Below are 20,271 nucleotides of genomic sequence, written 5' to 3' on the forward strand. Positions count from 1 at the left end.
CGTCACGTTCAGCTACCCTACCATGTTCTGGTTATTATCCATTCTGCCTGCTTGCAATCAATCTTAAAATAAGCACAGCGGCAAAAAAAAACCATGTTCAAAAAGGCGGAGCAGGAGAAAAAGAAAGAAAAGATGGTCCTGCTCACGCGCCAGGCCGCAGACGGCATTATCACGTTTTCCAAGACGTACCATCCAAACGAGGCGATACTCATCTTGCAGGGCAAAAAGAAGGGCAACGAGATAATGATAGACGGCCTGGTCATCCCGCCGTTTTCGTCAAACGGCCCGTTCTACTCGGGGTTTTCGCTGTACGACCTGCCGTTTGACAACTCGTACATCGGCACTGCGCACTCGCACCCCGGCCCGTCAAACAGGCCGTCGCTTGAGGACCTGAACCACTTTTTTGGCTTTGTGTCGGTGATAATCCACTTTCCGTACGAGTACGAGAGCATAGGCGCGTACGAAAGGACGGGCAAGAGCATGGAAGTCAAGATAGTCGACTAGCAGAGAGCCGGGATCAGAATGATATGGCACCGCGACATTGCAGCGGATATTTATTAATAATTGATAATAGTGATGTAAGGAAGATTCGATGAAACCAGGGAAGGTCAGCCTAGGAATTTCGGATGATTTTCCGACGCTGGTTTCAGTTGTGCAGGACACGGATTGTTTGTACGGAAAACTCCAAACATCTTCTTTAGACAAGCAGTACTCGGTAGTTTTCTGCGACGGCTACATTGATGATCAAAAAAACAATGCCAGAAAATGGATAGCTGGCAAGACATGCCTGATAAAAAATGATGAAGACACTTTGCTCTGGATAAAAGATGTTGAAAGGCCAATTAACGCGGCTGTTTCAGATACGGGCACCACCGCGTTGCTGCACACCACATACAGAGAGCCGTCAAAGACTTTGCCGCGACAATTTGTAGACTTGGGCGGCACTCTTGCAGTAATAGGACTGTCTGGCAATGAAATCTTTGCAAACGAGTTTGGATCGAACATCCATGCGTGTGCTATATCTCCGGAAGGAAAGCTGGTTTCAGTCGCCACCCTGGCACCAGATAATTCAGTATACTGTTTTCATGCGCTGGAGAAAAGGCTCGTCTGGAAGTACAAGAACCGTTCAAAGAACATGGTGCTCGGCTTGGCTTTCAACGGAACCCAGATAGATGTTTTTACAGGCAAGACCCTTGCCAAAATGGAAAAAGAATATGCCCTGTCTTTGACTGACGGCAGTTTGACGCCAGAATATCAGAAAGAGCTTGAACCAGTCAAGAAACATCAGCCTTCACAGCAAAAGGCCGAGGCCCTGATTGCCAGACTAGGGACAGCGAACGATACTCGTGATGTAATGAATGCGCTTGAGGAGTTGAAGTCATTTGTGTCTACCAAGGGTTCGATAGCGCATTACGGCATAATCCTGAACGCCCTAGGGGACCGCCTGCAGGAAGAAAAGGAGGTATTTAATGCGGTGTGGAAGGTCCTGCGCGTGATAATGAAGAAAAAGCCGGAGATGGTGGACCCGTATATTCCGGAAATTCTTGCTTTACTAAGAGGCAGGTCGGGCGAGGAAGTTGAAGGTGTCCTGATCATGTTGGGCGAATTGGGGAGTGCCAACCCGGCGTGGGTGAAAGATGAACAGCCGTTCATCATGGAAAAATTGGTGGAAAGCAAGGTTTGGAACGAGAGAAGATATGCAGCTCTTGCGATGGGCTCCATCGGCTCTTCAGAACCATCATTCGCCAAAGACGCAATACCTATCATGATAGGATATGTCGCCCATCCCAAAGAGGTAGCAAGAGAGCTTGGAAATCTGGCCAAGACAGATCCAAAAGTGTCCATCGACCTTGGAGTTGCGGCGTCCATGGGAGCAGACCCTGCAGTTTGGCTTCAAGACGCTTGCATTGACGCGCTTGGGATGATTGGCGAGAAATCGCCCGAGTCTGTAGGTGGCGCAATAGCCCTGCTGGAAAGCGTCGCCAAAGAAGATAATTCGCCTTATACCAGAACAAAGGCTGCACACGCGCTAGACCTGATACGCAGAAAGAGATAACGATTTCAATACGCATCCTGACCGTCAGATAGAGCATATGTATTACTTAGGAGACGCCGTTATTTTTGCGCCTGAAAAAGTCCAGTTCCACCCCGCGCTTTTCATCATAGCTGAAGGTGAACGCCTCGTCAGGCATTATCGGAAAGCTGGAAAGGGTAGAACCAGAGCAAGTGACGCACCTGTCGCCCGCTCTCGACTTGTCCGTGTACGTGACGCACCAGCGGCACGTTTCGCACAGTAGAAAAATAGACGGCTGCGCCTTTTGCATTCCAGTAGTAGAGTTACATGGCCATGTTTTTAAGCTCTGTTGCCAGCCCCGGAAGCAACTTGCATCCTATTGCGACTACTATTACTATTCATCGGGTAGCAAGTCGCGTCTTGCCGCAGCGCGTTACATCTAGTGAAAAGTTACCAGATGCAGGCTCGGAAAACTTAATAAAAGAAACAGTTCAAGTATCCATGACTTATGAACTGGATGGCCCAGACGATGATGTGGATAATGGTGTCACTTGGCATCAGCATCGCACTCAATTTCCTGCTGGGCCCATACCTAGGATGGCTGACCATAATCCCGATAATCGGCGTGTTTCTCGCCATGTCGTATTTCATCCGCAGGCGCCAGATGGCCCGCATGGGCATGGGAGGCCAGGGCGGAGGCTTTGGAGGGATGCTCGGAGGCGGCGGTGGAATCAACTATGTCTGCATCGCCTGCGGGCACAAGTTCAAGGGCGGTGCGTGCCCTCGCTGCGGCTCCAAGATGAGAAGGGCCGACTTTTAGATACAGGAAATGTCGCTTGAACTACTGCGCAACAAAGCGTTCTTTCAGAACACCATAGACATCTGGATAGCGTACTGTGAAGAGACAAAACGCGATTGGTACGACACTGGCGCGTACCGCAAGTTCATCCAGCACCTGAACGCAAGCGGGATAAAGATGCAAAAGTTCCCACTGTGCATCAAAGAGTCAGGTGGCATGTACGAGCGAGGCAAGGACAAGGCGCAGTTTTTGGAGGAGTTGTCGAAAATGTCATCGGACGACGCGGCGGCGTACACGGTGAAACTGAGCGAAAGCGTGCTTGCCGCAATCCGCTCGTTTGCAGCAGCTTAATCACTACTCGGGTCTAGAAATTTAGAGCAGGCAGGCACCTAACTTTAGCAGGCACGGCTAATACCGATTTTGCCGAACTCATCCGAGTGTCCGAAGACCTTCCTGTCGGCGTCAGCGAAGAGGAATTTTCAGAACACAGAGTAGAGAAGGCAGCAGAACAGCAACAACAGCAGCAAAAGCAAGATACAGCCGTTGTTTTTGACAGCATCGTCGGCTATGACGACGTGAAGCGCTTGTTCCAGATGTCGCTTTCATCTGACAAGCCGGTGCACATACTGCTCGTTGGCCCGCCGGCGTCAGCCAAGACGCTTTTCATGCTGGAGTGCATGAAGCTAGAGCGCTCGTATTTCACGCTTGGAAGCCACAGCACCAAGTCAGGCATGATAGACTATTTGTTCGAAAAGAGGCCCCGCTACCTCATCGTCGACGAGATAGAGCACATGCCCATGAAGGACCAGACCGCGCTTTTGAGCCTCATGGAGACAGGCATCGTGGCGGAGACAAAGTTCCAGAAAACGCGCAACACGCAGCTGAAAACGTGGGTGTTTGCGACAAGCAACGGCACCGAGCGCATGTTGACTCCATTGCTGTCAAGGTTCATAGTGCTCCACTTCAAGCAGTACTCCCTCGGCAGTTTCACCGAAATCTGCACTCACCTTCTTGCCCGGGAAGGAGTCGCGCCCGACGTCGCGGCCGCCACGGCGGACGCGGTGTGGAACAAACTGAAATCCAAAGACATACGCGACTGCGTAAAACTGGGCCGCCTTGCAAAGAACAAGGAGGATGTCGAGTGGATAGCCCAGACGATGCGCAACTACAAAAAGCAGTAAATTCTTATAATTTCGTGCGCTAGAAACCCTAATGGGGCTTGACCTAAAGCCGCTCATAAGCGCAGTTCCGATAAAACTTGCAGAATTGTCAGGCAAGGTAGTCGCCATCGACGCCTTTAACACGATATACCAATTTCTCTCCACCATCCGCGGGCCCACAGGCGAGCTTCTCATGAACGGGCGCGGGGAGGTGACGAGCCACCTCAGCGGCCTATTTTACAGAAACGTCAACCTGCTTTCGGAAAACGTAAAGCCGGTGTACGTCTTTGACGGCAAGATGCACGAGCTAAAGGCGCAGGAGATAGAGCGCAGGTACAAGTTAAAGCAGGAGGCAGTCGCGCAGTACAACCACGCGCTTGAAGAAGGCAGGATGGAAGATGCGGTGAAATACGGCAAGCGCACGTCCGTCCTGACGGACAGCATGGTGGAAGAGTCGAAAATGCTGTTGACTGCGCTTGGCATACCGTACGTGCAGGCGCCTGCCGACGGCGAAGCGGCTGCCGCTCATTTGACCAAGATGGGCGTGGCGCACGCGTCTGCAAGTCAGGACTATGATTCGATATTGTTTGGCGCAAAAAAACTGGTGCGCAACCTTGCCGCGTCTGGGAGGCGCAAGGTTCCCGGCAAGAGCGCGTACATTGACGTCGAGCCAGAGATGATAGAGCACGACAACGTCCTGAAAGAGACTGGCCTTTCGCACGAGCAGTTGGTGGACGTGGGCATACTCATTGGCACCGACTTTAACCCGGGCGGCTTTTCCGGGATAGGACCCAAGACTGCGATAAAACTGATAAAGGAAAACGGCAGGCTGGAAAACGTCGGCAAGATAAAGAGCCAGCTTGCTGAAATCCCGTACCAGGAAATACGCGACATATTCCTAAAGCCGGAGGTGCCAAAGGCTGACGACGTCAGGTTTGGAGAGGTCAACCGCGAAAAGGTGCTGGATTTTCTGTGCGTGCAAAAGAGTTTTTCGACCGACCGAGTGGCCGGCACGCTTGACAGACTGCAAAAGGCGCAGGACAGCAGGAGCCAGTCGCTTGAAAAGTGGTTTGGTTAACCTACTGCGCATGACATAGATGCACAGCTTTTCTTGCAGTGACGAAATTCCCTAACAAGATCAGGTAAAGGTCGATGCTTTTATATAGACACGCGAAAAGCTATGGAGCCGTGGTAAACCCGAGAGCATGGCTTGCAGAAGCCATTGGAACTTATGCGCTGGTCTTCTTTGGACCGCTTGCAATCACTATAGCGATAGCGATGTTTGGCCTCAGCATGGGCCCCGAAGCGCTTTTGATAATATCGTTTGCGCACGGCGCGGTCATCGGCCTGATGGTGTATGTCTTTGGCCATGTATCAGGCACGCATATCAACCCGGCAGTCACGATAGCGATGATGGCGACGCGCAGGATAAACGTCAAGGACGGAGGTGCCTACATCGCGTTCCAGCTCATCGGCGCAATTGCCGCTTCTGCGACGCTTGCCGCGATAATCCCAACGTACGCAAGTCAGGTCAACTATGGCGTACAGGGCGGTCCGAGCCAGTTCCTCAACAATAGCGCGGCTTCCGGCTTTGCCGTAGAAGCGATACTGACCTTCTTTTTGCTGACCACGATATTCATGGTAGCGGTGCACAAAAAGGCGGCAGCAGGCTTTGCAGGCATTGCAATCGGCGGCATGATATTTCTGCTCCACCTGGTAGGCGTTCCGCTGACAGGCGCAAGCATGAACCCGGCAAGGACTTTTGGGCCGGCGCTTGTATCAGGCCACTGGGACTTTCACTGGATCTACTGGGCAGGGCCGATTGTCGGCGCGCTCATCGCAGCCTTTATCATGAACTACATATTCGTGAAAAAGGCAGAAAAAGAAGAAACGGAAGCGCCTAGAGCTGAGAAAGCGCTCTAGAGTGCTTTTGCGTGTGCGGCCGCTCGCCGGCGTATTTCCGGCGCATGTGGCCCGACGGCCTGCCGTAGATTAGCTCGAGGAACCAAGCCTCGTGCTCTATCTCTTCTTTTAGGATGTCTTTTGCAATCTCGTAGGTGGCAGGGTCCTTGCCGATTGTTAGGTTGCACAGCTTGTTCCAATTGACGATTGCGCCCTGCTCGGCTGCAAGACACTTTTTCAGGATTTCTTGTATGTTCGTGGTCGGCGTTGGCAGCTGCAGGAACTCGCATCCGGACATCCTTACGAATTCCATCGCATCGTTTGGCAGCGTTCCGCCCAGCTCGTAGATGCGCTGGATGCACGACTCGAAATGGCTCAGGTCTTCAAGGCGCGCGTCTTCGATGACGCCCTTTAGCCCCTCGCCGTCAAGCCCGGTGCAGTGCGCGCGCAGGTTCGTGAAATAATAGTACGCGGTGAACTCGACTGACGAGTTGTACACCAATAGCCTGACTATCTCGTCCACGTTTGCCCCGTTCTGCTTCAGCACGTTTATCCCTACTACGTTTATCTTGTCATTATTGTTGTGGTGGTTGTCTTCGCTCATCTTTTGTCACGTGTCACTTGTGACAGGGCGGGCGCGCAGGATCTAATAAGGTTTGATATCTTGCCAATTCGTAAAGAGCTCAGGGATAAGGAGTAAAAAAGGGATCTCCCTGTTTACGCACAAACTTGTACTGCTTTTTTAGGAGACGTTCAAAAATATTGAGAATTGATCAATCTTACCTTGCAGATGCAGCTATAGCCATGTTAAGACAAAAAAGCGCGTAAATTAGTGTTCAGTCGATTGTGTAATGTCGAGTTACGGCTAAATGTAGACTGCAATTGGAATGATTTCCAAGATAGGTGGAGAAATTTTTGTTTCAATATCAGGCAGTTTTATTCCAAATTTCCCTGCCCCTTTCAGCGCGTCCAAAAGCGGCGCAAGGACATTGTCTGTAACTGCTGAAAAGACTGAGCCTTTAAGAAGATCTATTGAAGGTCCCGAATCTATCTTTCTCACGACTTTTCCCAAAACCTCGAACTCCCCATAAGGAAGTTCTCGGCCGGCTCTATCTCTCAGGTACTCTGAGAAAAGAGACATTACAATCTTAGAGTTCGATAATTTTGTCAATTCAACTACATAGGTTTGAAAGTTACCGTTTTCTGTCATTTTTCCAATTGTCTCAAATGTATCACGTAGTTGTTGAAAATCTTGAGGAACCCCAGCAGTACTTGTTTGAGTATTCTGATTGAATTTAACTTTGGTAAGAAGATCCAACAAACTCACAAGCTTTTGCAAAGAATCACTTAGTGTATTTGGTACAAATCTACCGCGTGTTTCTATGAAATCCGAGACTTCAATATTTTGCCATGAATTTGCATCCTCGATTTCCTTGAGCAAGCCTCCTTCTACGAGATTTGATCGGAGGCGATTCAATAGCGAACCATAGGTATGATATCGTTCTGTATGATGCTCCTCTGAGCCTTCATCTCCTTTTGATTGTGCCGCCGAACCCTTGAGATCCAACCTAAAAATGCTGAGCACGCTAGATATTCCAAATTCGCCCGCTCCTTCAATTGTTGTACTCTTGGACTCCGACGACCTACTGCTTACTTTCTCAACTACGCTGAACCCGCCATCAATCGATGCAAGTAGGTCCAATAGGGTATTGGTATCAAGATATATCGGAATCATGAGCGACTGTTTGCTCAAGTAATTACTGGCAATTGTTATAGAATATTTGAATGCTACCTTTTGCAAATCATGAATCTAGATCAAGTCAAAAAAAGAAAGAGAGGAGTCGCCAGACTCGCTCTCCATCATTGTGGTATGTATGCGACAGCCTTGACCGAATAGGTCACAGTAAACGGCTTTCCATCCAGCGTGTGGAAAGCAAGTGCCGTGCCTGTAAAGTGGGTAGAGCCGCTTGGAGCAGGTGTGTCACTTGGGTCCTTGTAGAGAGTTATTGCGACTTTGTTTCCGCTGCCGTCGGGGAGCGCCGCATTAAGGGGCTCGCCATGTTTGTCATCAACTCCAGTGCTGTTGTACATGTGGAGTATGACAACTTCGACTGGCTGTGAAGAAGTCCAGCTCACATCTCCGTCCCATATCTTGCCATCTGCCCTCGGAGGCACTACCATTACCAGCTGGTGCATTGAATGCCCCGGAAGCGGGTCGGGCGCAGAAATCCCTGTCTTTTGTGCTACGAACATCCTTCCTTGCGGTTTTGCTGCAGTAGGTTCTGACGGTGTTGTTGCTGTTGCATTGCCGTTTGCAGTCGGCGCCGAAGAAGTGTTGTTGCTATTTGGTGGCGCAGTCATTGTTGTTGTAGAGTTGGTACTGTTTTGCGTACTGTTAGTCATCGTACTGTTGGTCATCGCAGTGCTGTTGTCGTTGGTTTGATTGCTTTGCGCTTGTGCAGATTGCAGGTGAGCCAAGGGCGCGACTACCGCGACCAGGCCAAAAACAACTGCCGTTGCCACAAAAGCCACTGCCACCCCTACTGTCAGTGACTTTTTCGTACCGTTTCGATTGTCGTGCATATTTTCTTATGCATTATTTATTGTATAATAGAAACAAGGTAAGACGTATGCAGAATTAATGATTTTTCTAGTTAATTCTTTTATAATCTGCGGATTATTGCAGCGATTATGCTTTCCAGATTTATCTATACATAGCCGCCACTCTGCCTCCTTCTGTTCTCAGACTCTGTTTTTTCTTCAGGTTGCGCGTGTGTGTCCCTCACGCCAGTTCTCTGTTCTAGTCTGCCATCCTGATAATAACAGGAGCCGTGACTTTTGTTAGCATCTAGGCCGATTTCGAGCTTGCAGAGATATCAACTGAAATTTTGATCTGTATTGTACGGTAGTCAAAGCTCTCAAATAATTTGACAGCGTAATGAGTGTATGAGCTCCAAAGAAGGCAAGGAGTCGAAAAGAGACGATGAAAACACAGCCATTGCGCCAAGGAGGTTTGAAAGCATGTTTGACAACTTTAGGCGCGACATGGAACGCATGATGAGACCCTGGCCGCTGGCAACGATGAACTGGCCGGACATGCCATCGCTATTTGAGGCGAGGGACATGAGGATGGCGCTGTACGACCTGATAGACAAGGGCGACAGGTACGAGCTGCAGGTAGAAGTGCCTGGCATAGAGAAGGAAAAGATTGACGTCAAGGCGACAAGGTACTCTGTCGAGGTATCCGGCAAACACTCTGAAAAGACGGAGGAAAAGGGCAAGCGCTACCTCTACACCGAAAGGCTGTACAGATCGTTCTACAGAAACGTCCCGGTCCCTGAAGAAATAATTCCTTCCAAAGTCAATGCAAAAGTGGAAAGCGGCATACTGAAACTCGAACTGCCGAAAAAAGTCCCGACAAGAGGCGAGGATGAGACCAAGGTAGATGTGAAGTAACCTCTCTTTTTTTCTTTCAGAGGTCCATCAGGAAACGTATAGTCACCCGGCCTTGTTCCTGTCGGACGAGCATCTCGTGGTACGTTATCGCCTTTATCTCTACCTTGTAGTGATGCCGGGCAAGGTCTATCTTTTCTCCCTTGGCAGTCCCGTCCAGCGAATAATTATTGTCGCCTAATTTCCGCATCTTTACTGAGAATTCCGACATGGCTATGCTGTCTGCCACCAGCAACAGCATGACCTTGTCGAGCCAGTCAAACAATAGTGATTCAAGGTCGTGGCCCTCTGCCTCTATCTTTACTTCCGTAATGGGTTGCACGGTGGCAAGATCCACCATCGTGTCCACGAGCCCGCGCGCACCCTGTACGAACGCCTCCTCCAAGGTGCTTCCGTACGCCTCTATCACGGCGTCGGTCATGTGGTCGAGGAACCGGTAGCCGCCTGCCATCACGCTTATTCTGGCAATTTGTTATAACAACCTAACGCAAAATCTAAATGCCAACAGCCTCGTGCTACTGGTGTGAAGATGGAACTTCCCCGCGGCATGAGGGACATTGAAAGCAACGACCTTGCAGGCATCAACTTTGTCCGGGAAAAGTTCTTTGAAACCGCGCGGCTGTTCAACTTTCGCATGATGGAGCCCTCGCCACTTGAGATGCTCGCCACGCTGGAGGCAAAGAGCGGAGCTTCCATTTCCAATGAAATTTACGCGTTCAAGGACAAGGGTGAACGCGATGTTGCCTTGCGCTTTGACCTGACGATTGGCCTGACGCGCCACGTCGTCGCAAGGCGCGACCTGAAAATGCCGGCGAAAATAGCGGCATTTGCCGGCGTATGGCGCTATGACGAGCCACAGGCGGGGCGCTACAGGTATTTCCACCAGTGGGACATTGAAATGTACGGGCCGTTTTCGCAAGAGTCCGACGCGGAGGTGATTGAGTTTGTGTCGGTGTTTTTCAAGAAACTTGGACTGGCAGTTTCCATCCAGGTAAACGACAGGCAGCTGGTGGAGGAGTACATTAGAAAAGTGCTCGGCATCACGGAGGAAGAAAAGGTGCTTGAAATGTTTCGAGCAGTCGACAAGGTGCCCAAAAAGGGCGCGCAGGGCGTGCTTGCAGAATACAAGGACAAAATAGAGCCGGCAAAACTGCAGTCGCTCATCGACTTTTCAAAGGTGACGGGAACGGCAAACGAAGTCATGGCAAAAGCAGACGTGAAGGGCTTGCAGGCGTGGCAGAAACTGTCCGGCCTGATGGACTCGCTTGCTTCAAGGGGCGTGGCAAATGCCGCGATAAACCTTGGCATCGTCAGGGGCCTTGACTATTACTCGGGCATCGTCTTTGAGGTGTTTGACGCCTCCGGCGAGGGGGGCGCGCTGGTGGGCGGCGGCAGGTACGACAGGCTCACGGACGCGTTTGGGAGAAAGGACATCGGCGCGACCGGCGCGGCAGGAGGAATAGAGCGCATCGTCCTTGCGCTGCAAAAGCACAACGCGCAAGCAGCAGTTACAAAGCCACTTGCGTACGTCGCGTACGCAACTGATGATTCCAAGAGAAAGGCGCTTGAAATCGCGTCTATGTTGAGGAACGCAGGCATTGCTACCGACTATGACATGCTCGGAAGGGCGCTGCGCAAGCAGCTGGAAGACGCATCCACAAAAGGCGCTGCGGTGGCAATAATCGTCGCGCCGGCAGAGCTTGCAGAAAACAAGGCGACTATAAAGTCGTTAAAGGACGGCTCTGAAACCAAGCAGGATATTCCAAGTATCATAGAAGCAGTTTCAAGGATGCTCTAGAGCTTTATCATCGCCACGCTCTTCATCTTTACTATGCCGCTTGGCTTTTTGTCGTACACTGCCCGGACGACAAGGTCCGGCGGGTCGTAACTCACATTAAGGTCGCCGATGTCGAGTTGCTGCATGTCATAATTGACCTGGATAAGATCTTCGCGCAGACCGTTTTCCATCAGCAGTTTTTTTGCCTTTTCCACCACTTCCGAGTCTGACGTGTTTGGCGCAAGGAACACCTTTGGGTTTAAGGTATTTGTCAAATACTGCGAGAGGTCTAACATGCTTGATTGACTACCACTCGGAGCACGAAGGCTTCAACTATTAACGTTTCCAGTTTGCATGTTATCGAATTACTGCGATGACACGCCCACAAGCTGATGCGATCTTGAAGGCGTTTAAGGAGTGTAGCTGCTACTCCGAAATGATAAAAGTCAAGCCAGCAGGCCATAGCGAAGTTCGGGATGGGAGGATAGATGGCAAATCCCAGAGCTTGTCAATGAAATAGAAAGGAAATGGACTAGTGAAGTCGCTCTTCACGTTTCCAATTCTTGCACGTTTTAGGGCGATAGGAGAGGTCTGTCATGGATGAGAAATGTCCAAAAAACGTTAAATAGAGCAGGATATGCTCGGTATAGGGAGACAAAATTATGGTATTAAAGCCTCGGCAAGAAGCCATAGCGGATGCTATCTTGGCGAATCTAAAGGAAATTTTTGGTTGGAGTGTATATGATATGCTAACGAAAAAAATCACTCAGAATTATTTGAACAATAAAATAGATATCAGGATAGCGATAATAGAACAGCCTGCAGTTTTCGAGCGAGCTTTCATTGGATTGATTGGACCGCTAGGTGAAAAGTTTCTTGCAGACACCTGCGAAAAGGTACAATCAGAGCTTGACCTTGATAATTATGCCACCTATTCAAGGTCAGGAGATTTTGCAAAATACATCAAAGCAGTTAGCAATGCTTAGGCGGCAACGACATTTATGTTTCTATGCTCAAGTGGAGAAAGATACCGACAATTAACGTATTCATGATTCAAGACGCCATATAATGCATTAAATGTGCATTTATATGTCATAAAGTGCGCTAAATGCGCAATGCAAATGGAAGCACCAATTGATCAAATATACGACAGACTTCAAGCTTCAGGAGTCAATGTGAATGCGATAAAGAGGCTAAATCTATCACATAGCCAAGTCGAAGAACTTTGCCAAAGAATTGAGCGCCTCATGGCCGAAGCAAGGTGCTAGCCTCACATGATGAAGAACAGGAGCAACTGGGACAAAACTGCAGCCATTCTTAAAGCGACTCAAAATGGTCAGCTGAAAACCAGAATAATGTATGAATCTCGCACATCAATGGAGCAACTAAACGGATATCTGGAAATGCTCATCGAAACAGAAATGATAGGACAACGCAGGTCGGAGAAAAGACTTTACTACTATACTACGGAAAAAGGAATGCTGTTTCTAACCAGTTATGAACAAATTTGGCACATCATCCTGCGTGAGAGGACCAACAAATGCTCAAGACAAGATACCGCTCCTATTATAGGCGTAAATGACAGTCCAATTAGGAATTAGCTGACACTCTGGAGAGACAGCGATAGATGAGGATTTAGTGAGGCTCCGGCTCGTTTAATTGAGAAATTTTGTCCTGTCTGCAGATATAGCAAGTTCTAGGTAGCATCAGTAACAACGGTGACAGGCTGCGCAGAGTCCCCGCGACATGATAATTGAAACTCCCGTCAAGCTCAACCTCGGCTCCCCTGATCACCTGAAGTCATAAAAGTCTCGTGCACCCTGCATTCTTGCTATGCCATAAGCGAGCACGAGGATGTTTTTCAGATTTGCGTTATTGAAGACTATGCAAGATGTAATTCGCCATCTCTTCTTAGAAATTCCCAATCTGGTACTAATTTCGAGAGGCATTCAACTACATTAGATAAATGGTTGAATGTTTGAAGGCAATTTGAGGGGGAGTGGAGATTCACGGGTAATCCGATTTACTCCAAATACACGTATTGTTCTTCATGTGCAAAAAGGAGGCCGTTGGGAATTCTTTACTGCCCAGAATGCGGAAGAAGAGTACGGACTCATAGTTCACATCGGAAGAAGCCACATACCGAGGCGAGTCAACTTGAATACAACGTCAGTTAGGAGAGTGTGGCATCAAGCAAACAACATCACAAATATTTCAAATCTGGGCAGATTAGGCACAAGGAACACCTTGGGTTTTCCTTGTTGGTCAGGAACTGGCCGAGATCCATGATCGTCGAAATGACGGCAGGCTGCTTCAGGCATTAACCTTTTGGCTGCCCACTACCTTGAAGCGGTACTGGGTAAAGTTCTTTCTGTACATGCGCGCATAGCTTTCCGCCGCGTCGTACGTTTTGAAGGTTTGTCGGACGCCATCTATTGACACCTTTTCCCCGTAGACGTCGACTATCTCCACCATATACGATTTCGGCAGCTTCTTTGCCTGCCGGAGCATTATGAACATGCTTGCAATGATGAATATGACTGCCACCGTGCATATCGCGGCAAACTGAAAGTCTTTAGCAAATGCCGCAAAAGGCTCGCCGAGGTTGTGCGCGAGCCACGAATAGGTCACCGCAAGGGCGATTGCTGGAGCGCTTATCCAGTCCTCGAACATGGGCAAGAGAGGTTCGGCTGTCTTAAATAATAAGGATTGTGGTCAGCTTTTCGCCTTGCCCATCTTTTTTGCGCCATGCGCGGCCTTGAACCCGGACTTGGCCATCTTTAGCCCCTTGACCAGCTTTATGGAGAAGTTGGCCGCCTTAAAGCCAGCAAAGAGAGGCATCATGCACAGCATCAGTATGTCCAGCCAGTGTTTTTTGACAAACAGTCTCAGGTCGCGCACCTTTCTGTACTTCAGGTAAATGTCGAGGGCAAGAACGCCAAACACCGCCCAAGTAAAGAGATCCCAGAACTCCTCGACCTCCTTTGTGACGGGTATTGGCTGCTGGTGCAGGCCGATGATGTCTGCGTGTATGTTCAGGTAGCCGGCGAAAAAGAACATCACCAGTGCCGAGACAAAGATGTCAAAGTAGGCCCTGCCCAATACTAGTCCTGTACGTAAGGGTCGCCTATTAACGCCGCTTCAGGATGGTATATGATTGCTCATATATGCAGCGAAAACGGCATATTCGCCCAAATAGTCAGCTGTCGACGCATTCCTGCTCGTTAGAATAAACGCCGCTGCTTACTACTGCCCACCGAAACATAGTCACAAAGATATTTAAGAGAATGTAAATCCCGGTAGAAGGGACTGTCCGGAATTTGGTTGACACCATATCTCACGATATCCTCATAATCGGCTCGGGTCTTGCCGGCCTTCGTGCGGCGATTGCTGCGGCAGCCACGGACAAGAGCCTGAGCATCGGAGTCATCTCCAAGGTGCAGGTCATGCGCTCCCACTCTGTTTCCGCAGAGGGCGGAACTGCGGCCGTGCTGTACGAGGAGGAAGGCGACAACCAGGAATCCCACGTGTACGACACAGTAAAGGGAAGCGACTTTCTTGCGGACCAGGACGTGGCAGAGCGTCTCGTGCGCAACATGCCGTTTGAAGTGTACCAGCTGGACCACTGGGGGATGCCATGGTCGAGGCGCAAGGACGGCAGGATTGCACAGCGCAAGTTCGGAGGATACTCTTTTCCCAGGGCGACCTTTGCTCAGGACAAGGTCGGCTTTTACGAGATGCAGACGCTGTACGACACGTGCCTAAAGCACGACAACATCCACTTTTACAACGAGTGGTTCTGCACGTCTATACTGCGTGACTCAGCTTTTCAGGGAATAACGGCCATTGAAATCAAGACCGGCACCTTCACAATCTTCAAGGCGCCGGCGGGCATAATATGCACCGGCGGAGCAGGCAGAATATACAGTTTTTCCACCTACGCGTTTTCGTCGACTCCAGATGGCATCGACATGGCGTTTCGCGCCGGCCTTGCCATGAAGGACATGGAGTTCGTCCAGTTCCACCCGACAGGCATCATGCCGTCCGGCATACTAATCACCGAAGGGGCGAGGGGCGAGGGCGGCTATCTGATAAACAACAAGGGCGAGCGGTTCATGAGCAAGTACGCGCCCGGCAAGATGGAGCTGGCTCCCCGCGACGTGGTGTCGCGTTCCATGATAAGGGAGATACAGGAAGGCAGGGGCTTCAAGCACGAGACAGGCTTTGACTGCCTGAAACTTGATTTGACGCACCTCGGCGGCGAGCGAATCAAGGAGGTGCTTGCAGGCATACGCGAGATAGGGATAAAATTCTCCGGCGTCGACATCATCGACGAGCCCATCGAAGTGAGGCCGGTGTGCCACTACATGATGGGAGGCATCCACGCCAACATCGACGGCGCGACTGAACTGCCCGGATTATGGACCGCTGGCGAGGCAGCATGCAACAGCACGCACGGCGCCAACCGGCTCGGCGCCAATTCCACTTCAGAGTGCATAGTGTGGGGCAGGATAACCGGCGAGCTTGCCGCGCAGTATGCGGGAGCCCGCAAGTCAAAATCGTCAGATATTTCGCAGGCACAGGTCGCAGACGAGGAAAAGCGCATCTACGACGGCCTGTTCAGGGGCTCTGGAAGCGTAAACCCGTACCAGGTTAGAAAAGAGATGACCGACACGATGGACGACAAGGCTTATGTCTTTAGGAACGAGGAAGGGCTGTCGTCCGCGCTGAAAAAGGTGCGCGAGTTGAAAGCGGCAATGTGGAAGCATGTTGATGACAAGGCCAAGGAATACAACACGAATTTCGTAAACGTCATGGAGACAGACTCCATGCTCCGCACCGCAGAAGTGGTGCTTATGGGAGCGCTAAACCGCAAGGAATCCCGCGGGGCGCATTCTAGGACCGACTATCCAAACCGCGACGACACCAACTTCTTAAACCACACTCTTGCTTACCATACACCGGATGGCTCCCCCAGGATGGTCTGGCATCCGGTGACCTTTACGCGCTATGCTCCAGTGGAGAGGAAATATTGATATGGAAACGTCATCGCCGTCGGCTGACCGCAACAACCGCGAAGGAATAGCAGGCTGGCTCAACCCGGCAAGGTACGGGTGGGAGCGCGTCTCGTACTGGCTGCAGAGGCTGACAGGCGTCGGCCTGCTTGCGTATTTCATTGGCCACATCTACGAGACAAGCAACCTCACAGGAGGCGTTAACGCGTGGAACGCGATGATGGAGCTAACTCAAACGCCGCTGGGCCACATGGTGCTCATACTCGTGATAGGCATGAGCACGTTCCATTCTGCAAACGGCATACGCCTGATATTCACGCACGGAGGCAAGTGGCTCGGCAAGCCGGGAAGGCCCGACTACCCATACGACGCCGTGTCGCTCAACTACAAGCAAAAGTCCGGGATATGGATAGCGCTAATACTGGCCGCAGTGGCAATGCTGTACGGCGCGTCCGTGCTGTTTGGAGGCGAATGATAGAATTGCTCAAAGAAAGCGAGATAATGAAAATCCACTATATCACGGGGATAGCCGCGATATTCGTAGTGGCCGTGCACATCATGATGCGCCTCGTGATGCCGTTTGGCATGAGCCTAGAGTACCAGAACGTCATAGCAAACTACCACAACATCCCCTACGCCGTGCTGCTAGAGTCGATACTGGTGTTGATAGCAATACATGGCTTTAACGGTCTGCGGGTAATCCTGCTTGAAATGAGGCAGAGCAGGAACTGGGAGGGCATGGTGACGGCAGTCACAATCGCGGCGATGATAGGAATAGTGGCGTACGGGACCCGCACGATAATCGTGGCAAACGGGCTTTCACTAGGGTGATGACAATAAAAATGGCAACAGAAACAATAGAAAAAATCGAACGCCTTGACAAAAAGCGTGCAGAAAAGCACAAGGAAATACAGAGGACATCCATCACACTAAAGGTGCTCAGGGGCAACAGGGCCGCCGGCGAGCACACGAAATACGACCTCTTTGAAGTGCCAGTTCAGAGGTCAACCACCGTCCTCGACGCGCTCTTGCACGCCAAGCAGTACCAGGACCACAGCATCGGCATTCGCTACTCGTGCAGAATGGCTTCTTGCGGCTCGTGCGGCATGAAGATAAACGGCATCCCGAGGCTTGCCTGCTACACCAAGGTGTCCGAACTTGAAGGCGGCGTGATAACGGTAGAGCCGCTTGCCAACTTTCCGCACATACGTGACCTCGTGACGGACTTTGAACAGTTCTTTGCGCACCACAAGGACATGCAGCCGTACATACACAGCGACTTGGCAGACATGGAGACGAAACAGGTGAACAGGATGTCCGAGTTCATGCAGAACCCCGAGGAAGTGGACAAGTTCCTGCAGTTTTCATACTGCATAAAGTGCGGCCTCTGCTATTCTGCGTGTCCGACAGTGGCCACGGACACAAAGTTCCCCGGCCCGCAGGCGCTTGCGCAGGCATACCGATATTTCATCGACAACCGCGACGAGGCTGCAAAGGAGCGCCTCGACCTTGTCGACGACAGGCACGGCATATTCAGGTGCCATTTTGCCGGCTCGTGCAGCACGGTCTGTCCAAAGGGAGTCGATCCTGCGCTTGGCATACAGCTGTTGCGCGGTCACCTGCTTGGCTTTTCAAGCAACGAGAAAAAGAAGGCCGAGCTGAAGGACAGAAGCAAGCAGACCTAGGCGGCCTTTGCAGGGTACTTGCTCTCGTTGACCTGCTTGTTTATGGCGTCTGCCATAAAGTGGTTGCTCACCTGCACCTTGACCTCGTTGATGCCCGTCACCCTGTAGATGTTGTCGCGGACATCTTGCGCTATCTTGAAGCCAAACACGGCAGGGCAGAACGGGCTTGTCAAATGCAAGTCGACTGCGACCTTGCCGGAGTTGATGTCCACCTTGTCGACAAGCTCTAGCTCCATTATCGACACCCCTATCTCGGGGTCGACTATCTTGGTCAATTCGTCGAAAATCTTCCTGCGGGTCTGCTGCAGGTCGTCGCCCTTTTGAGGGGTGGCGGAAGGATTAGCGTCATTCTTGGCGTCAGTGCTCATTTCTCTAACAAATAGATGGAAAACTACCGTATTTAATCATTAACAAATTAACAAAAGTGTTAGAGGAAGAATACCTGCGCGTCAGCGTATTCCTGAGCAAGCGACCTTGCGAGCACTTCCTTTATAGCTGCCCTGTTCCAGTCGTCAACTGGCTCTATCAGGTCCTTTGTGACAAAGTCTTCCTTCTGCCCGGCGTAGTAGCCGAGGACAATCACAAAGTGCTTGCCTGCGTCGCTGTTTGAGCACATGTACAGCAGGCGCTTGCTTCCGATCTCGACAGAGTCGCATCCAGAGAGGTCGTTTGGGTATTCTATCAGGCGCACTGGTGGCGCTAGCGCTGATTCCATGCGAAAATCATTGCTAAAATGTATAGAAGCGCCCAAGCTAGCTTCTGTTTACAAGCCGATGGACGTCAGCTAGCTGGTTGTAAAATATTAAAATAAAGCGCGGAACGATGCACTTGCGTGTACCGCTCAAGGCCAAAGGGCAGGATGGACGACGACGTGCTTGCGTTCCTCTCGTCGATGGAGCACGACCAGTCCATACTCTACTATGATATCGTAGGAAGTGAGGCCCACTCGGTGATGCTCCACGAAACAGGCGTCATCAGTCAGCATGAGCTGAAGAAAATCCTGGCAGCCTTGGAGGCGGCGAAAAAGAACCCAGGCGTAATCGACACAGAGGGCGCCGAGGACATCCACGAGGCGCTTGAAGCTTTTGTGATAAAGCAGGCAGGGATGGACGCGGGAGGCAAGATGCATACCGCCCGGTCGCGAAACGACCAGGTGGTGCTCGATGTCCGGATGAAGGTGCGCGACGACATTAACGAGTTGTGTATGGCCCTTGCAGACCTAATTGACGCGCTCGTGAAAAAGGCAGAAAAGAACAAGGACGCAATTATGCCCCTCTACACCCATCTGCAGCAGGGCCAGCTGGGCACGTTTTCGCACGTCATGCTTGCTTATGCAGACGCGCTTTCCCGCGACTTTGAGCGCGTCTACAACACCTTTGGCAGGATAAACCAGTCGCCTCTTGGCGCCTGCGCCATCGCAGGAACCAGCATAAACATCGACCGCAAGCGCACGGCAGTGCTCCTCGGATTTGACGGGTTGGTGCGCAACTCGCTTGACGCCACAACTTCCCGCGATTCGTTTCTGGAATACGTCGCGGCCCTTGCGATACTTGCCTCCACGCTTGCGAGAATGGCAGAGGACCTCATAATATGGTCCACGCAAGAGTTTGGCTTTGTAGAGCTTGACGACCGCTACAGCTCTACTTCGAGCGCTATGCCGCAGAAAAAGAACCCGGACCCGCTAGAGTTGACGCGGGCCAAGGCGGCGATAATCGCAGGCAGGCTTGCATCGGTGCTCGGCATGGTAAAGGGCCTGCCGTCAGGCTACAGCCGCGACCTGCAGGACATCAAGCCGCAGCTGCTTGAAGCGTCTGCTACTGCAATAAGTACAGTAAAGGTGATGGAAGGCGTCATTAGCACGCTGACGGTGAAAAAGAAAAAGATGCTTGATACTTCTGCAAAGAGCTATGCGATTTCGCTTGATATTGCCGAGCAATTGGTAGCAACAAAAGGTGTGCCGTTCCGCAGCGCGCACAAGGTCGTCGGCGCGCTCGTTTCGCTTGCTGCCAAAAAAGACGTTCCGCTTGCAGCGCTCGGTACTAAAGAGATCGCCGTTGCAATAAATCAGGCCAAGCAAGAGGGAATCAAACCTGATGAGCTGGCCGAGATAGTGAAAGAGATGACGCCGGAAAAGTCAATCCAGCTGCGCAGGTCCGCCGGCTCGCCAAATCCAAAAGAGCAGGACGAGATGATAAGGATAGCAAGGTCAAGGGTGGCGGGATACCGCGAAGGAACCACAAAAAGGACGAAATACGTCAAGGGATGCGTTGACAGCCTTGCGAAAACCGTCGCAAAGTACATGCAAGCCTGGCCGGGCGCCCGTTAGCGCACTTTATCCCCTTTTCGAGTTTGGTTTTCGTGGTTTTCAAGCTCGCATTTAGCGGTTTTCCTAAAAAATAGGTGTGGAATTCGCTGTTTTAGTTGCGATAAGGTTTATATCAACTACGAATATAGTTACACGGTAGC

26 protein-coding genes are annotated in these 20,271 nt (G+C 51.0%); 16 read left to right on the forward strand and 10 right to left on the reverse strand.

Features of this window, described 5'->3' with window-relative positions; genetic code table 11:
- Nucleotides 1-93 precede the first annotated feature (93 nt).
- Together ACYOR7_RS06460 and ACYOR7_RS06465 are read left to right on the forward strand one after the other, a co-directional pair.
- On the forward strand, nucleotides 94-504 hold the full coding sequence (locus ACYOR7_RS06460; protein ID WP_479913440.1) for a Mov34/MPN/PAD-1 family protein: 411 nt from the start codon (nucleotides 94-96) through the stop codon (nucleotides 502-504).
- A gap of 88 nt (nucleotides 505-592) precedes the next feature.
- Nucleotides 593-2,056, forward strand: a complete 1,464-nt coding sequence (locus ACYOR7_RS06465; protein ID WP_294807919.1) for a HEAT repeat domain-containing protein — start codon at nucleotides 593-595, stop codon at nucleotides 2,054-2,056.
- Nucleotides 2,057-2,102: 46 nt separating this feature from the next.
- Here the strand turns inward: ACYOR7_RS06465 and ACYOR7_RS06470 are convergent, their stop codons facing one another.
- Complete coding sequence (locus tag ACYOR7_RS06470; protein ID WP_294807921.1) at nucleotides 2,103-2,324, reverse strand: hypothetical protein; 222 nt, start codon at nucleotides 2,322-2,324, stop codon at nucleotides 2,103-2,105.
- 198 nt (nucleotides 2,325-2,522) lie between these two features.
- On the opposite strand from ACYOR7_RS06470, the gene ACYOR7_RS06475 reads away from it, so the two are divergent.
- The 5 genes from ACYOR7_RS06475 (at nucleotide 2,523) to ACYOR7_RS06495 (ending at nucleotide 5,896) form a co-directional block, all read left to right on the forward strand.
- On the forward strand, nucleotides 2,523-2,834 hold the full coding sequence (locus ACYOR7_RS06475; protein WP_294807924.1) for a hypothetical protein: 312 nt from the start codon (nucleotides 2,523-2,525) through the stop codon (nucleotides 2,832-2,834).
- A 9-nt stretch (nucleotides 2,835-2,843) separates the two neighbouring features.
- Complete coding sequence (locus tag ACYOR7_RS06480) at nucleotides 2,844-3,164, forward strand: hypothetical protein (protein ID WP_479913441.1); 321 nt, start codon at nucleotides 2,844-2,846, stop codon at nucleotides 3,162-3,164.
- Between the two features lie 86 nt (nucleotides 3,165-3,250).
- A complete protein-coding gene (locus ACYOR7_RS06485; RefSeq protein ID WP_479913442.1) occupies nucleotides 3,251-3,994 on the forward strand; it encodes an ATP-binding protein in 744 nt (247 codons plus the stop codon).
- A gap of 31 nt (nucleotides 3,995-4,025) precedes the next feature.
- The gene (gene fen, locus ACYOR7_RS06490) at nucleotides 4,026-5,051 is read left to right on the forward strand and encodes a flap endonuclease-1 (RefSeq protein WP_479913443.1); all 1,026 of its coding nucleotides are present in this window, start codon (nucleotides 4,026-4,028) and stop codon (nucleotides 5,049-5,051) included.
- A 110-nt stretch (nucleotides 5,052-5,161) separates the two neighbouring features.
- On the forward strand, nucleotides 5,162-5,896 hold the full coding sequence (locus tag ACYOR7_RS06495; RefSeq protein WP_479913444.1) for an MIP/aquaporin family protein: 735 nt from the start codon (nucleotides 5,162-5,164) through the stop codon (nucleotides 5,894-5,896).
- Here the strand turns inward: ACYOR7_RS06495 and dps are convergent.
- The 3 genes from dps to ACYOR7_RS06510 form a co-directional block, all read right to left on the reverse strand.
- Nucleotides 5,874-6,479 carry a DNA protection during starvation protein gene (gene dps, locus ACYOR7_RS06500; protein ID WP_479913445.1) on the reverse strand — a complete coding sequence of 202 codons (606 nt, stop codon included), beginning with the start codon at nucleotides 6,477-6,479 and terminating at the stop codon, nucleotides 5,874-5,876. The genes ACYOR7_RS06495 and dps overlap by 23 nt on opposite strands.
- Before the next feature lie 261 nt (nucleotides 6,480-6,740).
- Nucleotides 6,741-7,628: a DUF6414 family protein gene (locus ACYOR7_RS06505; protein ID WP_479913446.1), complete on the reverse strand. Its 888-nt coding sequence runs from the start codon at nucleotides 7,626-7,628 to the stop codon at nucleotides 6,741-6,743.
- 107 nt (nucleotides 7,629-7,735) lie between these two features.
- The gene (locus ACYOR7_RS06510; protein WP_479913447.1) at nucleotides 7,736-8,458 is read right to left on the reverse strand and encodes a hypothetical protein; all 723 of its coding nucleotides are present in this window, start codon (nucleotides 8,456-8,458) and stop codon (nucleotides 7,736-7,738) included.
- A 363-nt stretch (nucleotides 8,459-8,821) separates the two neighbouring features.
- Between ACYOR7_RS06510 and ACYOR7_RS06515 the strand changes: the two genes are divergently transcribed.
- Entirely contained in the window at nucleotides 8,822-9,331 is a 510-nt protein-coding gene (locus ACYOR7_RS06515) for an Hsp20/alpha crystallin family protein (RefSeq protein ID WP_294807445.1), read from the forward strand.
- 16 nt (nucleotides 9,332-9,347) lie between these two features.
- Here ACYOR7_RS06515 and ACYOR7_RS06520 read toward each other — a convergent pair whose 3' ends face one another.
- Nucleotides 9,348-9,779 carry an archease gene (locus ACYOR7_RS06520; RefSeq protein ID WP_294807444.1) on the reverse strand — a complete coding sequence of 144 codons (432 nt, stop codon included), beginning with the start codon at nucleotides 9,777-9,779 and terminating at the stop codon, nucleotides 9,348-9,350.
- Between the two features lie 78 nt (nucleotides 9,780-9,857).
- On the opposite strand from ACYOR7_RS06520, the gene hisS reads away from it, so the two are divergent.
- Nucleotides 9,858-11,126 (forward strand): histidine--tRNA ligase, encoded by a 1,269-nt coding sequence (gene hisS, locus ACYOR7_RS06525; RefSeq protein WP_479914454.1) that lies wholly within the window; start codon nucleotides 9,858-9,860, stop codon nucleotides 11,124-11,126.
- Here hisS and ACYOR7_RS06530 read toward each other — a convergent pair.
- Entirely contained in the window at nucleotides 11,123-11,380 is a 258-nt protein-coding gene (locus tag ACYOR7_RS06530) for a hypothetical protein (protein ID WP_479913448.1), read from the reverse strand. The two genes, hisS and ACYOR7_RS06530, sit on opposite strands and share 4 nt — an antisense overlap.
- A 387-nt stretch (nucleotides 11,381-11,767) precedes the next feature.
- Here ACYOR7_RS06530 and ACYOR7_RS06535 point away from each other — a divergent pair, with 387 nt between their 5' ends.
- Nucleotides 11,768-12,091 carry a hypothetical protein gene (locus tag ACYOR7_RS06535; RefSeq protein WP_479913449.1) on the forward strand — a complete coding sequence of 108 codons (324 nt, stop codon included), beginning with the start codon at nucleotides 11,768-11,770 and terminating at the stop codon, nucleotides 12,089-12,091.
- Between the two features lie 288 nt (nucleotides 12,092-12,379).
- A complete protein-coding gene (locus ACYOR7_RS06540; protein WP_479913450.1) occupies nucleotides 12,380-12,706 on the forward strand; it encodes a winged helix-turn-helix domain-containing protein in 327 nt (108 codons plus the stop codon).
- Nucleotides 12,707-13,418: 712 nt separating this feature from the next.
- On the opposite strand, the gene ACYOR7_RS06545 is transcribed toward ACYOR7_RS06540, so the two are convergent.
- Nucleotides 13,419-13,778: a hypothetical protein gene (locus ACYOR7_RS06545; RefSeq protein ID WP_294807439.1), complete on the reverse strand. Its 360-nt coding sequence runs from the start codon at nucleotides 13,776-13,778 to the stop codon at nucleotides 13,419-13,421.
- 42 nt (nucleotides 13,779-13,820) lie between these two features.
- On the reverse strand, nucleotides 13,821-14,207 hold the full coding sequence (locus tag ACYOR7_RS06550; protein ID WP_294807436.1) for a hypothetical protein: 387 nt from the start codon (nucleotides 14,205-14,207) through the stop codon (nucleotides 13,821-13,823).
- 218 nt (nucleotides 14,208-14,425) lie between these two features.
- Between ACYOR7_RS06550 and ACYOR7_RS06555 the strand changes: the two genes are divergently transcribed.
- Genes ACYOR7_RS06555 through ACYOR7_RS06570 form a run of 4 tightly spaced genes read left to right on the forward strand, consistent with a single transcriptional unit; the run spans nucleotide 14,426 to nucleotide 17,805 of the window.
- Nucleotides 14,426-16,141: a succinate dehydrogenase/fumarate reductase flavoprotein subunit gene (locus tag ACYOR7_RS06555; RefSeq protein ID WP_479913451.1), complete on the forward strand. Its 1,716-nt coding sequence runs from the start codon at nucleotides 14,426-14,428 to the stop codon at nucleotides 16,139-16,141.
- 1 nt (nucleotide 16,142) lies between these two features.
- Nucleotides 16,143-16,595, forward strand: coding sequence for a succinate dehydrogenase/fumarate reductase transmembrane subunit (locus tag ACYOR7_RS06560; RefSeq protein ID WP_294807431.1), 453 nt, complete (start codon nucleotides 16,143-16,145; stop codon nucleotides 16,593-16,595).
- Nucleotides 16,592-16,951, forward strand: coding sequence for a succinate dehydrogenase/fumarate reductase transmembrane subunit (locus ACYOR7_RS06565; RefSeq protein ID WP_294807429.1), 360 nt, complete (start codon nucleotides 16,592-16,594; stop codon nucleotides 16,949-16,951). Before ACYOR7_RS06560 ends, ACYOR7_RS06565 begins: the two co-directional genes overlap by 4 nt.
- Nucleotides 16,952-16,962: 11 nt before the next feature.
- The gene (locus tag ACYOR7_RS06570) at nucleotides 16,963-17,805 is read left to right on the forward strand and encodes a succinate dehydrogenase/fumarate reductase iron-sulfur subunit (protein ID WP_479913452.1); all 843 of its coding nucleotides are present in this window, start codon (nucleotides 16,963-16,965) and stop codon (nucleotides 17,803-17,805) included.
- On the opposite strand, the gene ACYOR7_RS06575 is transcribed toward ACYOR7_RS06570, so the two are convergent.
- Nucleotides 17,802-18,173 carry a metal-sulfur cluster assembly factor gene (locus ACYOR7_RS06575; protein WP_479913453.1) on the reverse strand — a complete coding sequence of 124 codons (372 nt, stop codon included), beginning with the start codon at nucleotides 18,171-18,173 and terminating at the stop codon, nucleotides 17,802-17,804. The two genes, ACYOR7_RS06570 and ACYOR7_RS06575, sit on opposite strands and share 4 nt — an antisense overlap.
- A 59-nt stretch (nucleotides 18,174-18,232) precedes the next feature.
- Entirely contained in the window at nucleotides 18,233-18,520 is a 288-nt protein-coding gene (locus ACYOR7_RS06580; protein WP_294805313.1) for a hypothetical protein, read from the reverse strand.
- Nucleotides 18,521-18,637: 117 nt separating this feature from the next.
- On the opposite strand from ACYOR7_RS06580, the gene argH reads away from it, so the two are divergent.
- Nucleotides 18,638-20,131 (forward strand): argininosuccinate lyase, encoded by a 1,494-nt coding sequence (gene argH, locus ACYOR7_RS06585; RefSeq protein ID WP_479913454.1) that lies wholly within the window; start codon nucleotides 18,638-18,640, stop codon nucleotides 20,129-20,131.
- Nucleotides 20,132-20,271 lie beyond the last annotated feature (140 nt).

The organism is Candidatus Nitrososphaera sp. 86-2 (genome assembly GCF_056726185.1).

Coding starts and splice junctions, on each gene's coding strand:
- ACYOR7_RS06510 (WP_479913447.1), bottom strand. CDS start 8,458: ATGCACGACAATCGAAACGGTACGAAAAAGTCACTGACAGTAGGGGTG.
- ACYOR7_RS06470 (WP_294807921.1), bottom strand. CDS start 2,324: ATGCAAAAGGCGCAGCCGTCTATTTTTCTACTGTGCGAAACGTGCCGC.
- ACYOR7_RS06535 (WP_479913449.1), top strand. CDS start 11,768: ATGGTATTAAAGCCTCGGCAAGAAGCCATAGCGGATGCTATCTTGGCG.
- ACYOR7_RS06570 (WP_479913452.1), top strand. CDS start 16,963: ATGGCAACAGAAACAATAGAAAAAATCGAACGCCTTGACAAAAAGCGT.
- ACYOR7_RS06520 (WP_294807444.1), bottom strand. CDS start 9,779: ATGGCAGGCGGCTACCGGTTCCTCGACCACATGACCGACGCCGTGATA.
- hisS (WP_479914454.1), top strand. CDS start 9,858: ATGGAACTTCCCCGCGGCATGAGGGACATTGAAAGCAACGACCTTGCA.
- ACYOR7_RS06465 (WP_294807919.1), top strand. CDS start 593: ATGAAACCAGGGAAGGTCAGCCTAGGAATTTCGGATGATTTTCCGACG.
- ACYOR7_RS06540 (WP_479913450.1), top strand. CDS start 12,380: ATGATGAAGAACAGGAGCAACTGGGACAAAACTGCAGCCATTCTTAAA.
- ACYOR7_RS06545 (WP_294807439.1), bottom strand. CDS start 13,778: ATGTTCGAGGACTGGATAAGCGCTCCAGCAATCGCCCTTGCGGTGACC.
- ACYOR7_RS06565 (WP_294807429.1), top strand. CDS start 16,592: ATGATAGAATTGCTCAAAGAAAGCGAGATAATGAAAATCCACTATATC.
- ACYOR7_RS06560 (WP_294807431.1), top strand. CDS start 16,143: ATGGAAACGTCATCGCCGTCGGCTGACCGCAACAACCGCGAAGGAATA.
- fen (WP_479913443.1), top strand. CDS start 4,026: ATGGGGCTTGACCTAAAGCCGCTCATAAGCGCAGTTCCGATAAAACTT.
- ACYOR7_RS06515 (WP_294807445.1), top strand. CDS start 8,822: ATGAGCTCCAAAGAAGGCAAGGAGTCGAAAAGAGACGATGAAAACACA.
- ACYOR7_RS06575 (WP_479913453.1), bottom strand. CDS start 18,173: ATGAGCACTGACGCCAAGAATGACGCTAATCCTTCCGCCACCCCTCAA.
- ACYOR7_RS06480 (WP_479913441.1), top strand. CDS start 2,844: ATGTCGCTTGAACTACTGCGCAACAAAGCGTTCTTTCAGAACACCATA.
- ACYOR7_RS06580 (WP_294805313.1), bottom strand. CDS start 18,520: ATGGAATCAGCGCTAGCGCCACCAGTGCGCCTGATAGAATACCCAAAC.
- dps (WP_479913445.1), bottom strand. CDS start 6,479: ATGAGCGAAGACAACCACCACAACAATAATGACAAGATAAACGTAGTA.
- ACYOR7_RS06475 (WP_294807924.1), top strand. CDS start 2,523: ATGAACTGGATGGCCCAGACGATGATGTGGATAATGGTGTCACTTGGC.
- ACYOR7_RS06460 (WP_479913440.1), top strand. CDS start 94: ATGTTCAAAAAGGCGGAGCAGGAGAAAAAGAAAGAAAAGATGGTCCTG.